Origin of the sequence: Enterobacter sp. R-25 (genome assembly GCF_049913205.1) — a bacterium.
Lineage (GTDB): Bacteria > Pseudomonadota > Gammaproteobacteria > Enterobacterales > Enterobacteriaceae > Enterobacter > Enterobacter ludwigii.
In genome coordinates this window covers 1,168,184-1,181,503 of sequence record NZ_CP183982.1, presented here as the reverse complement: position 1 = coordinate 1,181,503, position 13,320 = coordinate 1,168,184, and the positions used below count along the sequence as shown (strand labels likewise).

Genomic DNA, 13,320 nt, shown 5'->3' with positions numbered 1-13,320 from the left:
AGCACTTACTGGCTCGAAAGCAAAGCGGCAATCATCAAATCACATGATTCTGGCACAATATTCGTAATCAATAAGCGCATACCCTGAGTCACTTAAAAGTGTAACTCTCAGGGAGTGAATGACTATATCTGGCACAAAGCGGACCGACATCAAAGCCGCAAGGTTTGCTACGAGCGATAAGCGACCCCACAAACTTAAAATGAGTGCGGAGTAATGCCGCTATTTCAGGCCAGCCCGTCGGCTGGCTTAACTCTCCCCACTTGAGATCCAGAAATCGTTTTCTGCGGTGCGCTCCTGGGACCTTATCCGCTCCCCGCCTCAGGTGTCCCCTGATGGAATACCAGTTTCCATTGCCCGCTCCCGGCTCGCTCCCAACACGAAGAACGCAAAGTCTGGCGAGCGCCGTCCGCATTGAATGTCCTGTAGTGCAATATCGCGACATCCTCTCTTATTTGAATGAGCTGAAAGTCGCTGCTGAGAATGGTCGGGATAACTGTTTCGGCAGAAAGTGCCTCTATTGTCTGCGAACGATCGATCAACACACCTGATCGTGTCATTTCCCTGAACTGGTCGTGAAGTATCTGTTCAAGCCATTCACGATCGTTGCGCCTGCTGCCATGAAGCGTGCGTTCCAGCGTTTTCAACTGTTCCAGAAGCATGGCATTTACCCTCATTCAAATTCGACTGTCAGTTGCATGGCCATAAATGTTTTGCGGCAACTCGTCCGCCAGCATGTGAAGTGTCGTCTTCAGCCATTTGGTTGCCCCTCTCTGGCCACTGCGTTTATGCGAGTAAATCTTTACTTCAAACGGGCTTATGGTGAACGGCAATGAAAAAATCTGAATACTGGCAGCATGTTTCAGCTTCTCAGCAGCAAAACGGGGGATGGCCATTAGCAGGTCACTTTCCGCAACGATAAACGGGGCACTCAGCATGGATGGCGTCTTAAGCGCTATCTGCCGCGTATACCCCAACTGCTCAAGCCGTAAATCCAGTACACCCTGCTTTTCGTTCCAGGGGGTTATCACCAGATGCCGTGCGGCAAGATAATCTTCCAGCGTCAGCTGTGTTCGGCGGGTATTGCTGATGACAACATACTCATCCTCAAACCAGTTTATCTCGTCCAGTTCATTGTGACGGATATCGTCGGGTGTACTGAATCCCAGCGCCAGATCCACTTCTCCTGCCAACAGTTCGTTCAGCGCCGGGCTGTGTGGCAAATAGCGTAAATCAAAGCGCAAGCCAGGCGCTTCCTGCTGCAGCCTCTGCATCAACGTCGGGAAAATGCACAACGCGGTAAAGTCCGTAATCGCAATCTGGATCCGCTCCGTGCTTTCGCAAGCCACGAACGCCGGTTGTACAGTCAGCTCCTGATTGAGAAATTTCAGTGCTGATGCAATAGAGGGCGCGAGCTGGGTGGCATACACGCTTGGGCACATCCGGTGTCCTTCCCGGTAAAATAGCGGGTCATTGAGCGCAATACGCAGTCGGGACAGTGCGTGGCTCAACGCAGAGGTGCTCATCGCCAGTTCATCCGCAGCGAGGCGAACGGAACAGTGCCGATAAATGGCGTCAAAAATGAGCAGCAGATTTAAATCAAGACGTCGCAGCGCTGGATGCATAATATTCATCATTAGGTGATTTCATTGCACTTAATTCTTCTGACAATACCCCCTATGCTTAATGCCATCAATAACGATGCCTTGCAAAAAAGACAGGAAAACATATGAGTATCAGCCTTCGCCAGGCCCGCCCGGAAGATGCCTCCGCTATTTACGATATGATTTATGAGCTGGCGGTTTACGAAAAAGCCCCGCAAGAAGTGGTCACCACACCGGATGAGATTCGCGAAACACTCTTTGGCGACGGCAGCCATACCGAAGCGTTAATCTGCGAGATTGAAGGGAAAATCGCCGGATACGCCGTGTTCTTCACCAGCTACTCCACATGGCTTGGACGTAACGGTATTTATATGGAAGATTTGTATATTTCCCCCGCTTATCGCGGCAAGGGCGCGGGAAAAGCGATGCTGAAGAAAATTGCGCAGTACGCCGTGGAACGGCGCTGCGGACGCCTTGAATGGAGCGTACTGGACTGGAACCAGCCCGCGATTGATTTTTACCTCAGCATTGGCGCATTACCTCAAAACGAATGGGTACGGTATCGCCTGGAGGGGAACGTGCTGTTGAACTTTGCCGAATAACGCGACCGTGTTGCGGCAAATTGCAGATGCAGGCTGCTTCTGTTGAGGGGCAGTCATGTTCGCGTTGAGGGGAGTATCAGGAACACATTGATCAGGCTTCGGGCCTGTTCAGTCGCGGCGAGTTCGTCGGTGGAGTATTTCTTCGACATAATGGTCAATGGCAATATTGTGCTCACGGCTCACGCGCGAAATGAATATGTGCAAAAGCGCCAGCGATGCGTTGAGTGTGACTGCGACCAGATTGTCGAAGTCTTTCTGAGTGAAACGGTCATTCCCCTTCAGTGTCGAATGCTGGAGCAAGGTGTGGGCCGTGATCTCGAGGACGGCTCGCCTGTAATCACTCGACAGCAGGACATCCAGATCGGTCTGGCGAAGATCAAACGTGAAGTTAAAACTGACAAATCCGGAATCGACCGGCAAAGAGTAGGTCAGTCTGTCACCCTGTTGCTCAACGTACGGTTCATACCCCTCCCCCATCAGCCGTTGCGACTGCATATCGCCCTCTCTTCTCTTTCAGGCGCCAGGCACACGTATTGACCAGGGCGCGTCACCGCAGGATTAAACAAGTGTTTCACCCGCTTTGATTGATTGACTGATAAAGGGCGCGGGCTTTCCAAAGAGATATCCTTGTGCCAAATCACACCCTAAACGTTGAAGGCACAACAGTTGATCATTGGTTTCAACGCCTTCAGCAATAATTATCATATCAAGGCATTTCGCCATGCCGACCATTAATTTTGCGATGGTCTGAGTTTCTTCATCCGTGGATATTGTTCGCACAAACGATTTATCGATTTTTATTTTATCAAAGCCTAACTGAATCAATCTTGAAAGGGAGGAATAGCCCGTACCGAAATCATCAATAGAGATTTTTATGCCCAGCACTCTGAGCGCCATAAGGATTTCGATGGGGGTTTCACTGTCAGTAAACAGCGAAGATTCCGTCACTTCCAGCTCAAGCCGGGTAGCGGGCAACCCCGTTTCGGCCAGCACTGCGCGTACTGTATCGACAAAATTCATACTGCTTAACTGCACCGGAGACACGTTGACAGAGATCCTTGCCGGCACCTTCCATGTCGTCGCTTCCTTGCAGGCGATTTCAAGCGCGGCTTTGCCTATCTCATGAATGAATCCCGTTTTCTCTGCTACCGAAATAAAATCATCCGGCGCAATGATGCCCTTAACGGGATGATTCCAGCGCAGAAGGGCTTCATAGCCATATATTTCAGTGGTGTACGAATCAACAATCGGCTGATAGTAAACGACCAACTCTTTATTTGCGACTGCCACTGATAAATCACGCTCCAGGGTTCTGCTTTCCTCGAGCTTTTGTAGCATGATGCGGCGAAACACTTTGATCATGTTTAAGCCTGCACGTTTAGCTTCATACAGAGCAAGATCGGCAAACTTATAAAGATAATCTGAACGTCGTTCTAATTCTGAAACAACAATACCGACGCAGGTACCAATGGTGACGTTAGAGTTACCTATTATGTAAGGCTTTTTAATGCACTCACAGATTTCCATTGCCAGATTAACGGCACTTTCTTCCGTCAGCTCATGCGACAATAATGCAAACTCGTCGCCCCCGAGGCGATAGAATGTATTTGTTTCGTTGCTCATGGAAGATAAACGGTGCGCAACCTCACGCAATAACAGATCGCCGGCATCGTGACCAAAGCTGTCATTGACTTCTTTAAAGCGATCGAGATCAAACAACATGACCGTGACTGGCCTGTGTATGCGGCTCGCTATCGAGATGTTATTAATAAGATCATCCCAGAAATAAAGCCTGTTTTTAAGCCCCGTCAACGAGTCATGGTAAACGTCATACGCCAGTTTTTTATTCTGTTGCTGGAGTATTTCCTTCGATTTCTGAAGTTCATTTGCCAGGCTGGTAACCTGTCGGTGAGTTTTAAGTATCTTCCTGTTCTGGCAGACGTTTAAAACACCTAATATCGCACTTAAAATAATCAGCAGAACCGAAAGGCCTGAATAGATACGATACAGCTTTTGTATATTCTGGTTTGTCTCGTTAATGGAGTTAACATCATTGGAGAGTGCACTGGATGAAAACTGGCTAAGGGAGGAATCAAGCGCATACATTTTCTCAAGATAATCAGCAAGTTGAGCGCGAGTCATCCCTTCCAGATGATGATCAAGGTAATCAAGCGTTTCATGCAGGTTTTTTGCCAGTGCATTATGGCTTTTATTCGACTTTACATATTTCCCTAAATCGCCTTCTTTCAGTAACTCGCGCTGGCTAAGCATGATCTCCAGCCGCATGCGGAGATCGTCCATGGTGATATCAGGATTATTGTCAGAATAACGGCTGATCCACGACTCCAGCCTGTAGTATTCTGAAACCATCTGAGAGACAGACCAGGAGTCTTTATAATGGTTGAGTTTTTGCAGATCCTCCTGCCGCTCATGCAAAAGAAATGAAATATACCCGGTTGTAATGAATAGGAAAAATATAATGCCTACCAGGATCCTGTTCATGCATTTCTCCAGATTATTACTCTACGACCATTTTGCTAATCTGCCATGCTGATCTCGAGTAATAGACCTGGTTATCCAACTCTTTGTTACTTTCATAAGGATAGACAATAAACAGAGGGCCCTTGTCGCGAACGCGCATATATTGGCCGTTCATTTTTATTGCAAGGATCACGTTATATTTTGTGAAGTCTTCAATGGGAATTTCAGTCGTATAATCATTGAGCGCGGTTACACTCAGAACAGTGCCTTTGGCGCCGACCAGTTCCATGAGTTTTTTCATGGGAATACCCTCAAAGCTTGTCTGGTCATTATACCATGGGTTACGGGTACGCATGGTAACGAGGCCGATTTTTTCCAGGCCAGCGATATCAAAGACTGCAGCGCCATTTTGATTACTGTTCTCGATTTTCCCGGAGATGGTTAACACGGGTTTCCCTTCAAGCTTAGGGAGTTCCTTCCCCCAGGAACAGGTCGAAATAATCAAGAAAAGTAGGGTGATTGCCATTCTCATGCGCGATGACTCCATTAAGGAAATAGGTATGTCTTGTCGTCTATTCTGACACAAATTGTTACCAGCCAACCAGATAAGACTCCAGGACGAAACGGTCCCGTTATACTCTCGTTTAACGGTCCATGACAGCCATCCCGACGTTGTTGCTTGCCGTATCGTCATTAACAAAGATTAGCCTTCAGACGTGTCCCTGTCTCCCTTTTACACCATGATAATATGAGACAGAGCAGGTTATTAAAATTGGACGAAGGCGGAATTTGAAAAAATTGTCGTTTCTAATCCCCCGTTGCGTCTTAAACGGTCAGAATTTGTGCGGAGTGGTCAATTATTGGTACGGAATACCCTCAGGAGAGGTGCACATTGCGCCCTTATAAGCAGGTTAAAAGGGCAATGTCGTGCTATCGAGCGATCAATCCGACACAAGAATATTGTCGATAGCTTGCCGGATGGCGGCGCGTCTATCAAGTAACGTAACAGACAATCAACTAACTGAGGCGTGGACATCCTTGCTCATGTTCCTCCCCTGCGTGCCGTTTACCCGTAGCACGTACTCCTGCATCAACCTGAGAAAAAATCATGAAAAAATCGATAGTCCCTGAAGAATTCCAACATTATTTCGATGACTGGCACTTCTCGCCCGTCATCGAAGCAGATGGCACGGTGTATCTCTCTGGTGTTACCGCGGCACGGAAGGACAAACCGATAAGTCAGCATCCGGAAGAACAATTCCATGATGCGTTTTATAAGCTTGGTGTTTATTTGAAAGCCGCAGGCTTAGGGTATGAAAATATTCTTGAGATGACCACTTTTCATATTGATCTTAAAAAACATATAGACGTTTTTTCTAAGGTGAAAGATGAATATGTTAAGGCACCCTACCCGGCGTGGACTGCCATAGGCGTATCAGCGTTCATTCCAGAAAATGCGCTGGTGGAAATGCGGATTGTGGCTAAAAAGTAGTGCCACCGTGTGTCCCCAAATCACCCCGGGTACGAACCGGATCGACTTAAGCGCCGCAAGGTCTGCTACGAACAAACGGCAGACCTCGACGAGACGACAATGTCTTCATCAACTGCTATAGGCTATGTTTAAAGATTCAGAAACCCTGGCAATGGCACTGCGGCCAGAAAATGGGACTTGCCGATGAATGCAGAGAACCTTCCTGTGGTACTTATCCCGGGATTTATGCTTGATGAAACACTGTGGGACGATTTTATCACCGCATTTCCCGAGCGCAGGCTCTTTATACCTGCGAGCCTGGGCCAGGCAACCACAATCCAGGACATAGCCGCTAACATAGTCCAGAAACTACCGGAGCGTTTTGTGCTGGCCGGCTTTTCGCTAGGTGGTTATGTTGCCAGAGCTATTTATGAGGCTTTTCCGGAACGGACAGCGGCGATGATCCTCATTGCCACGTCTCTCAGAGAGGATTCGGCAGAACAGATAAATACCCGTGTTGCTGCAGCGAATATCAATTCCTCCAGAGAATTTAGTGGGCTGAGCACAACGGCCATTAGAAAATCACTTCATGCTGATCTCGCCAGTAATACGGCCATCATTGAGAAAATCCGTAATATGGGAAAAAGGTTGGGAGCCGATGTATTCAGAGTCCAGTCAGGGCTAAACCGCGAGCGAATAACATTAAAACCCATTTCATGCCCGACCTACGTTATTGCAGCGAAACATGATCGGCTGCGTTCAACAGAAGAGGCAGAAGAACTCGCCAGGCTAACCGGAACCTGTGTAGATTATGTCGACGGTTGTGGACATCTTATTCCTCTGGAAAAACCGGATGAACTGGCCCAGCGAGTGTCCAGATGGCTCGATAAAACAGGCCTTTAAAATAACGTTGGTGCAAACAGAGTCCCCCTATTCTCTGCGAATCAAACGCCAGGTTGTTTTACTTATATGTCTGCTTCTGGCCTCTGCTACGCATTTTCGGCTATCTGAGTTGGGAAATCGACAGTGACCAGCAGCCCGCCTTCTGCAGACGTACACAGGCCTACGCTGCTGTTGTGTTGCTGCGCAACCGCGTTGACGATGGCTAGCCCCAGTCCACTCCCGCTTTGCATCTGGTTGGGGTCGCGAAAAAATCGGTCGAACACACGTTCCCTCAATTCAGGCCGAATACCGGGCCCGGCATCTGAGACACGAAGCTGCGTGGCGTTATCCCGCGATCGTATCTCTACTTCAACCCGTCCACCCTCAGGGCTGTACTTGACTGCGTTCTCAATCAAATTGTCAATCAGCGACATCAGGCGCTCCCTGATGCCTGTGATCCAGATTTCATCATCAGAGACGAATTCAAGCTCTATCCTGCGCTCCGTAGCCAGCGGTTCCAGTGCTGCCATTCGCTCCTGAATGAGCGTCGTCAGCGGCACTGGCTGCATAACGACATCAATACGTGCTTCACTGTGCATCATCAGCAATAATTGATTGACGAGTCGGGCAGCCCGGCTGTTGCTGCGAACAATCCCCGCCAGTAATTCCTGTTGAGTTTCATTGCTTACATACGACTGCAGCGCCTCCACGTTGATTCGCATTGCAGCCAGAGGAGTACGCAGCTCGTGAGCGGCATCAGCAATGAAAATCCGTTCCCTTTCCGCGCTTTCGCGCACCCTGGCAAGAAACACGTTTATCGCGTCCACCATTTGACGAAGCTCCCTGTGTTTTGGCATGGCTTTTAATGGAGAGAGATCGTCTGGCGTTCGCAAGGATATTTCATTTACGACCTTGCTCCAGGGTCGCATTGCAATACGAATTGACAGCCACGCGGGAAATAAAAGAAAAGGAATGCATACCAGTAGCGGCAATATGTAATAGCCACGCGAGTTCAGGTAGATAAAGAAGTTCCATCCTCCGGCAGGCGTCACAAGTGTCACCTCCACATCGGAGTTCCCGGATTTTAGCGTACGGCTGGTCCAGGTGCGCCCCTCACTCTCAATGCGCTGTAATTCCCCCAATTGGCTGTTTACGACCCCTGTTGGTGCGCCATCAGATGAATAAATTATCTCGTTATGTTTGCGAATAATGAGGCTGATTGACAGTTCGGGATCTTCACCTCCGCCATATCCCTCCCGCAACGCCTTACTGAACGTGTTCAGCACATCGGTGCGTTCCTGCGGGCGATCGTCCATACTGTCCACCAGCGTAAAAAGGGTTTCGTAGGTCTTACTGCCCGTTAATATCGGGGGACTACGCAAGTCCTCCCACAAAACAAAAGTCAAAAAAAGACACCACAGCAAGGTAAGCAGCAGCATCTGGGCGATGATGATTCGCCGAACGAGCGTGGGGAGTCTCAGGGTGCGCCAGATATTTCGCATCAATCACCGCCTTTGTAGATCGGTACAGTATCAATGACATACCCCACCCCTCTCACCGTTCGCACATAACCGTCCCCGATTTTTCGACGTAAATTCCCCATATGCACGTCGAGAGCATTACTCAGATTTTCTTTGGTGCCGAAGATTCTTTCTTCCAGAAATCGTCGTGTAAGCACACGGTCAGCGCGCAACATTAACGTTTCAAGCAGCGCGTATTCACTTGCCGTCAACTCCACGTGACGGGCACTCACCGTCACGCGACGCGTTGGCACATGCAGAGATAACCCTCTGATTTCTATTGCCTCATTCTGAAAACCGTAACTGCGTCGCGCAAGCGCTCTTACCCTGGCCAACAACTCGGCAAGAATAAAAGGTTTAACAAGGTAATCGTCTGCACCGGCATCCAGCCCACACAAGCGATCCTGTAGCGTGCCTCGCGCAGTCAGGATGATGACAGGGATCCCCTTGAACTGTTGCCGCAAGCAGGTCATCAGGCCCATGCCATCGCCATCGGGCAGTCCCAGGTCGAGCAATATCAGTTCTGGCACGCAGGCATCAAGCTGATGCAGCGCATCCTCTTTGCGGCGAACCCATATGACATCAAACCCTTGATCTGCAAGGGCGATCCGCACGCCATTGCCCAGATCCAGGTCGTCTTCGATTAGTAGAATTTTCACATTGGTAACGGTATCAACAGTGAATGAAGAACGTCTTAAGAAAAAAACGGTTTCGATAAATCTATCAGGTTTACTGCAGCGGTACTTGCTTCAGCGTTTCTTCATTTTCGGCTCATAAGAACCTTAGGGTGCGTATTCAAACTGAGAAAACTGGCGTGAATAACCGCTTGTATCGTCATCATTTGAATCCACAAGGACTTCTTTAATGAGAAACATCGCACTGCGTCATCAGTTTCCTCCTTTGCTCCCGCCTCGCAGCCTGAAAAAAATAGTGCCGGGAGTCGTTCTGGCGTTTCTGACCACCCCGACACTGGCGGCAGAACAGAACCAGGGTAACGTGTTGACCCTGGGGGTAGGTGTGGATATTACGCCTCGCTATTCTGGTTCGGATAAAAACCGCGCCACTACAGCATTAGTGCTTGATTACTCCATGGCAAATGGCGTCTTTATCAGCACCACGCGGGGTATCGGTTACGGTAACAGCGTCGGTAAACTGGAGTACAACGCTGCGCTGAGCTACCGCGCTGGTCGCAAGGATCGTGACGTGAACAGCGATTCAATAAGCTCCGGCAGTGACGACTTGCGGGGTATGGGTGACGTCAAAGGCTCGGCCATCATTGTGCCCGGACTGGGGTACAAGGTGACCGACTGGCTGAGTGTGCAATTGCAGGCTGAAGTGCCGGTTTCTGAAAGAAACAACGGTGAGGCCCTGCACTTCGGTATTATCAGCCCGCTTTATACATCACCGAAAAATTCCCTGACGCTGGCCCTGACCACCAGTTGGGGATCCAGCAAATACATGCAGACTTACTACGGGGTGAATGCCGCACAGTCAGCAGCATCGGGGTTTTCCCGACATGATGCTGGATCCGGTATTTATGCTTATTCGCTGAATGTGGACTGGACCCACAAGCTCACCCCGGACTGGAGCGTAGCTGTCGCAACAGGTGTTACGCAGTTGACGGGAGATGCAGGCAATAGCCCCATTGTTCAACGAAAAACATCGCCCACGGGAAGTTTGAAAGTGACGTACAGCTTCTGATCGTGATGGGATGAGTGCTTCCCGACGACTTCTCGCGCTGAACTCTCAATAAATATGTATTCGTCCCGCCCCTGTCAGATAACGGGGCGGCACTCAACACGCCCTGATGACCCCCTGACTCGGGGCATCAGAATCGATGATGCACTCTGGCGATCAGGCAGCTTTAACGGCTCTGATTTTTTTACTGCCAGCCGCATCTGGCTCGGGGTTATCTATGGCAGTGGCGGCATTGAAATCGGGAAGCTTGCTGGTACGCAGAATATGCTGCACGGCCTCTTTCTGCTCGGCGAGATACAGCCCAAGATTTTCAGCCTGCGTTTCATCCATCTGCATGCCGCTTTGCAACAGCCAGTCGGTGAACGCTTCTGCCATGTCGAGCAGTTTGTCGTGAGCGTCAGCCTCTTTTTTACTGGCAAATGTCATTTTCTCTTCACCTTTTCGTACGACAACATATTTTGTTTCAACAGCCATTATGCACCTCTCATACTGTATTTATATACAGTATAGCATTTCCAGAATTGTGTTGCAGTCAAATTGTACTTTCGTTTTAGCCCGAGCCTGCAGACCACTGTGTCAGTAGCGCATGCAGTTTGGCTGGCTCCAGCGGCTTACGCAACACCAGGTAGCCTTCCTGCTCCGCTTCCAGCAGAACCGGCGAGTTAAACTCCCCGCTGACCATCGCGCCGCTCATGTCGGGCAGACGTTCGAAAAGTGCTTTCAGGATGTCGAACCCGCTTTCGCCGGATCGCAGGCGCTGGTCGCACAGTACAGCAAATGGCGTGAAACCGTCGTCAATGATGGCAAAAGCGTCTTCGGCCGAGGCCGCGCAGCGCACGTTAATCCCCCAGAGGCTCATCAGGCTCTCCCAGGCGGACGTCACCAGCGGATCGTCGTCAACGATCAGGCAGGAGCCATGCAGTGGCGCATAGCGTACCGGTGTAGCGATGTTGTCACCGGCGGGCAGTGGATCCACCGCTTTCACGTCACCCGTGTATTGAGTAAAGCGCATCCAGAAGCGCGAACCTTTGCCTTCAATGGAGTGCATTCCATACTTCACGTTCATCAGCTTGGCACAGCGGGCAACCACCGCCAGGCCCAGCCCGTGCCCTGCGCTGTCGATCTTCCATGCCAGCTCGGGGCGGTAGTAAGGCGAGAAGATTTTGCTTTTTTCGTCGTCGGCGATCCCCACCCCGGTGTCCCATACTTCCACCAGACACTCGGCACCGCGCGGGCGGATGGCAACCAGCACACCGCCCTGCTGCGTGTAGCGAAGGGCATTTTGTATCAGGTTAATCAAGGACTGACGCACCAGCAGCGGGTCCCCCATCACGAAGAGGCGACGTTTGGGCCGCCAGGTTCGCAGCCGCAGGGCGCGACTGTTGGCCTCTTCGCGAAACAGGGTGATCACCGAGTCGAGAAGCGTGCCGATGTCCACGCGTGTAGGGGCGGTCATCACATTGCCAGATTCAATTTTGCTGAGATCGAGCAGGGAATTGAACATCAGGTGCACCGAACGAACGCTCTGTTGCAGGTCAAGCAGCTGTGGCGTCAGGCTGTCGTCCTGGTTTCTGTGGATAATGGCTTCGATCAAAAAGCCCATGGCATGCACTGGCTGGCGCAGATCGTGGCTGGCGGTCGTCAGGAACTGATTTTTATCGAGCAACGCCTGTTCCGCTTCTTCTTTGGCCTGCCGGAACTGCTCCGCCAGGCGTGAGCTTTGCTCTTCCAGCAGTGCTTGCTGGATAAAGAACGCGTGGGACGTTAACGCATGGCGGTAGATTGCGAAGCCGTACAGCAGATTCAGCATCAGCACGATGAACATCAGGTCATCCAGTCGCAGGATGATACCGAGAGTCAGAACCCCCCAGGAGGCAAAGAAAAACCGTGTGAAGGTGCTGATGACCGGCGTCAGATGCGTCGCATTGGCAGCGACAATAGCGGCAATGCTGATATTAAGGAGCAGGAAAAAGTCAAAATTCTGCGTCTGCGGGGTAATTAAATAGAGTGATGAAATCCCCAGCCCGTGAAAAAAGGCCACCTTATTAATGCGCGGAAGCCAGCGGCGCAGGACGGCCTCATCATCATTTTCTTTAACCTCTTGCTGATAGCGCCGATGCACTATTCGGATCGCCACAGCACAGAGCAAGTAAATTATTATCCAGGTAATGGTGGGACCCAGATCGTCCCCCAGCAAATGGATCCAGATAGCGAAAGGAATGCCGACAAAAGGCACAGCGCTAAAGCTGAATACCAGCCGCAGAAACGTATTATTCAGCAGGCGAATTTGCGCGGGGGGAGAGATGCCATCGTTCTGTGAACCCTGGAAAAACCTCATTCCGACGGCTCCCGTTTGCCATGCAGTAGCGTGATGGCTTCCACCCGACTGTTAACGCCTATCTTTTTCAGAATATTGCTGATGTGTTCTTTTACCGTGGGCTCAGAAATAGAAAGCTGGGCGGCAATTCTTTTATTTGGCAGGCCGCGCATAATCATATTCAAAACATCAATTTGCCGCGGCGTTAAGTTAAATTTACTTAACTGCTCATTATTCGTCTTAACGGCACATTCGTTTGCACAAGGAAACCATGTCAGATTATCCGCCAGGGCAAAAACGGCCCGTGAGAATAATTCAGGAGGTTCGCTTTTCAATACGAAACCGTGTCCTCCGGCCGTATGCACTTTCTGCCAGATATCGTTATTTTCATCCCCACTGACGACCAGGAGGCGCACCTGAGGGTAAAGTTGTTTCACTTCTTTGAGTAATTTCAATGCCGTACCGGAAGATAGCCAAAAATCGATTACCAGTAAACGTGGCGGGCCATTTTCCCTAATATGACGGTAGCAATCTTCTTCATTCGTCACAACATACGCCTGTTTGAACCGGCAATGTGTAATCAGAAAATTGGCGATGCCGCTTGCTACCAATGGATGATCATCAACGACCAACGCATAATTCTGCCCCAAAGGAATCTCCTTTCACCTTCGCGTATCTGAGAGTACAGATGAATTATTATCGACCCACCCTACTTTAGGAGGGTTTTTTCAATTAGGAAAGAGAAATA

General features: G+C 50.0%; 14 protein-coding genes. 4 read left to right on the top strand and 10 right to left on the bottom strand.

The features are described 5' to 3' along the window. Positions 1–302 precede the first annotated feature (302 nt). Positions 303–659, bottom strand: a complete 357-nt coding sequence (locus tag ACN9MQ_RS05580; RefSeq protein ID WP_272456383.1) for a DUF4440 domain-containing protein — start codon at positions 657–659, stop codon at positions 303–305. 15 nt (positions 660–674) lie between these two features. After that, positions 675–1,634: a LysR family transcriptional regulator gene (locus tag ACN9MQ_RS05575; RefSeq protein WP_032677630.1), complete on the bottom strand. Its 960-nt coding sequence runs from the start codon at positions 1,632–1,634 to the stop codon at positions 675–677. A 92-nt stretch (positions 1,635–1,726) separates the two neighbouring features. Between ACN9MQ_RS05575 and ACN9MQ_RS05570 the strand changes: the two genes are divergently transcribed. After that, on the top strand, positions 1,727–2,203 hold the full coding sequence (locus ACN9MQ_RS05570; RefSeq protein WP_410377497.1) for a GNAT family N-acetyltransferase: 477 nt from the start codon (positions 1,727–1,729) through the stop codon (positions 2,201–2,203). A gap of 108 nt (positions 2,204–2,311) precedes the next feature. Here the strand turns inward: ACN9MQ_RS05570 and ACN9MQ_RS05565 are convergent, their stop codons facing one another. The 3 genes from ACN9MQ_RS05565 to ACN9MQ_RS05555 all read right to left on the bottom strand — a co-directional run bounded on the left by ACN9MQ_RS05565 (position 2,312) and on the right by ACN9MQ_RS05555 (position 5,216). Next, a complete protein-coding gene (locus ACN9MQ_RS05565) occupies positions 2,312–2,698 on the bottom strand; it encodes a hypothetical protein (protein ID WP_279256732.1) in 387 nt (128 codons plus the stop codon). Between the two features lie 63 nt (positions 2,699–2,761). Further along, entirely contained in the window at positions 2,762–4,705 is a 1,944-nt protein-coding gene (locus ACN9MQ_RS05560) for a putative bifunctional diguanylate cyclase/phosphodiesterase (RefSeq protein ID WP_059306371.1), read from the bottom strand. A 16-nt stretch (positions 4,706–4,721) separates the two neighbouring features. Further along, a complete protein-coding gene (locus ACN9MQ_RS05555; RefSeq protein WP_020885054.1) occupies positions 4,722–5,216 on the bottom strand; it encodes a molybdopterin-dependent oxidoreductase in 495 nt (164 codons plus the stop codon). A 576-nt stretch (positions 5,217–5,792) separates the two neighbouring features. Between ACN9MQ_RS05555 and ACN9MQ_RS05550 the strand changes: the two genes are divergently transcribed. Further along, complete coding sequence (locus ACN9MQ_RS05550) at positions 5,793–6,176, top strand: RidA family protein (protein WP_020885066.1); 384 nt, start codon at positions 5,793–5,795, stop codon at positions 6,174–6,176. A gap of 183 nt (positions 6,177–6,359) precedes the next feature. Further along, positions 6,360–7,058 (top strand): alpha/beta fold hydrolase, encoded by a 699-nt coding sequence (locus ACN9MQ_RS05545; protein ID WP_228176689.1) that lies wholly within the window; start codon positions 6,360–6,362, stop codon positions 7,056–7,058. A gap of 86 nt (positions 7,059–7,144) precedes the next feature. Here ACN9MQ_RS05545 and ACN9MQ_RS05540 read toward each other — a convergent pair whose 3' ends face one another. After that, positions 7,145–8,539, bottom strand: coding sequence for a sensor histidine kinase (locus ACN9MQ_RS05540; RefSeq protein WP_426021335.1), 1,395 nt, complete (start codon positions 8,537–8,539; stop codon positions 7,145–7,147). Then, the gene (locus ACN9MQ_RS05535; protein ID WP_020885069.1) at positions 8,539–9,216 is read right to left on the bottom strand and encodes a response regulator; all 678 of its coding nucleotides are present in this window, start codon (positions 9,214–9,216) and stop codon (positions 8,539–8,541) included. Before ACN9MQ_RS05535 ends, ACN9MQ_RS05540 begins: the two co-directional genes overlap by 1 nt. A 205-nt stretch (positions 9,217–9,421) precedes the next feature. Here ACN9MQ_RS05535 and ACN9MQ_RS05530 point away from each other — a divergent pair, with 205 nt between their 5' ends. Then, a complete protein-coding gene (locus tag ACN9MQ_RS05530; RefSeq protein WP_426262683.1) occupies positions 9,422–10,258 on the top strand; it encodes a MipA/OmpV family protein in 837 nt (278 codons plus the stop codon). A 153-nt stretch (positions 10,259–10,411) separates the two neighbouring features. Here ACN9MQ_RS05530 and ACN9MQ_RS05525 read toward each other — a convergent pair whose 3' ends face one another. The 3 genes from ACN9MQ_RS05525 to ACN9MQ_RS05515 all read right to left on the bottom strand — a co-directional run bounded on the left by ACN9MQ_RS05525 (position 10,412) and on the right by ACN9MQ_RS05515 (position 13,222). Next, positions 10,412–10,729 carry a YebG family protein gene (locus tag ACN9MQ_RS05525; protein ID WP_047955193.1) on the bottom strand — a complete coding sequence of 106 codons (318 nt, stop codon included), beginning with the start codon at positions 10,727–10,729 and terminating at the stop codon, positions 10,412–10,414. Positions 10,730–10,805: 76 nt separating this feature from the next. After that, a complete protein-coding gene (locus tag ACN9MQ_RS05520) occupies positions 10,806–12,593 on the bottom strand; it encodes a hybrid sensor histidine kinase/response regulator (protein WP_047744019.1) in 1,788 nt (595 codons plus the stop codon). Beyond that, positions 12,590–13,222: a response regulator transcription factor gene (locus ACN9MQ_RS05515; protein ID WP_014169015.1), complete on the bottom strand. Its 633-nt coding sequence runs from the start codon at positions 13,220–13,222 to the stop codon at positions 12,590–12,592. The genes ACN9MQ_RS05520 and ACN9MQ_RS05515 overlap by 4 nt, the downstream gene beginning before the upstream one ends. Between the last annotated feature and the right edge of the window lie 98 nt (positions 13,223–13,320).

Coding starts and splice junctions, on each gene's coding strand:
- ACN9MQ_RS05525 (WP_047955193.1), bottom strand. CDS start 10,729: ATGGCTGTTGAAACAAAATATGTTGTCGTACGAAAAGGTGAAGAGAAA.
- ACN9MQ_RS05570 (WP_410377497.1), top strand. CDS start 1,727: ATGAGTATCAGCCTTCGCCAGGCCCGCCCGGAAGATGCCTCCGCTATT.
- ACN9MQ_RS05580 (WP_272456383.1), bottom strand. CDS start 659: ATGCTTCTGGAACAGTTGAAAACGCTGGAACGCACGCTTCATGGCAGC.
- ACN9MQ_RS05560 (WP_059306371.1), bottom strand. CDS start 4,705: ATGAACAGGATCCTGGTAGGCATTATATTTTTCCTATTCATTACAACC.
- ACN9MQ_RS05540 (WP_426021335.1), bottom strand. CDS start 8,539: ATGCGAAATATCTGGCGCACCCTGAGACTCCCCACGCTCGTTCGGCGA.
- ACN9MQ_RS05575 (WP_032677630.1), bottom strand. CDS start 1,634: ATGATGAATATTATGCATCCAGCGCTGCGACGTCTTGATTTAAATCTG.
- ACN9MQ_RS05545 (WP_228176689.1), top strand. CDS start 6,360: ATGAATGCAGAGAACCTTCCTGTGGTACTTATCCCGGGATTTATGCTT.
- ACN9MQ_RS05555 (WP_020885054.1), bottom strand. CDS start 5,216: ATGAGAATGGCAATCACCCTACTTTTCTTGATTATTTCGACCTGTTCC.
- ACN9MQ_RS05530 (WP_426262683.1), top strand. CDS start 9,422: ATGAGAAACATCGCACTGCGTCATCAGTTTCCTCCTTTGCTCCCGCCT.
- ACN9MQ_RS05520 (WP_047744019.1), bottom strand. CDS start 12,593: ATGAGGTTTTTCCAGGGTTCACAGAACGATGGCATCTCTCCCCCCGCG.
- ACN9MQ_RS05565 (WP_279256732.1), bottom strand. CDS start 2,698: ATGCAGTCGCAACGGCTGATGGGGGAGGGGTATGAACCGTACGTTGAG.
- ACN9MQ_RS05550 (WP_020885066.1), top strand. CDS start 5,793: ATGAAAAAATCGATAGTCCCTGAAGAATTCCAACATTATTTCGATGAC.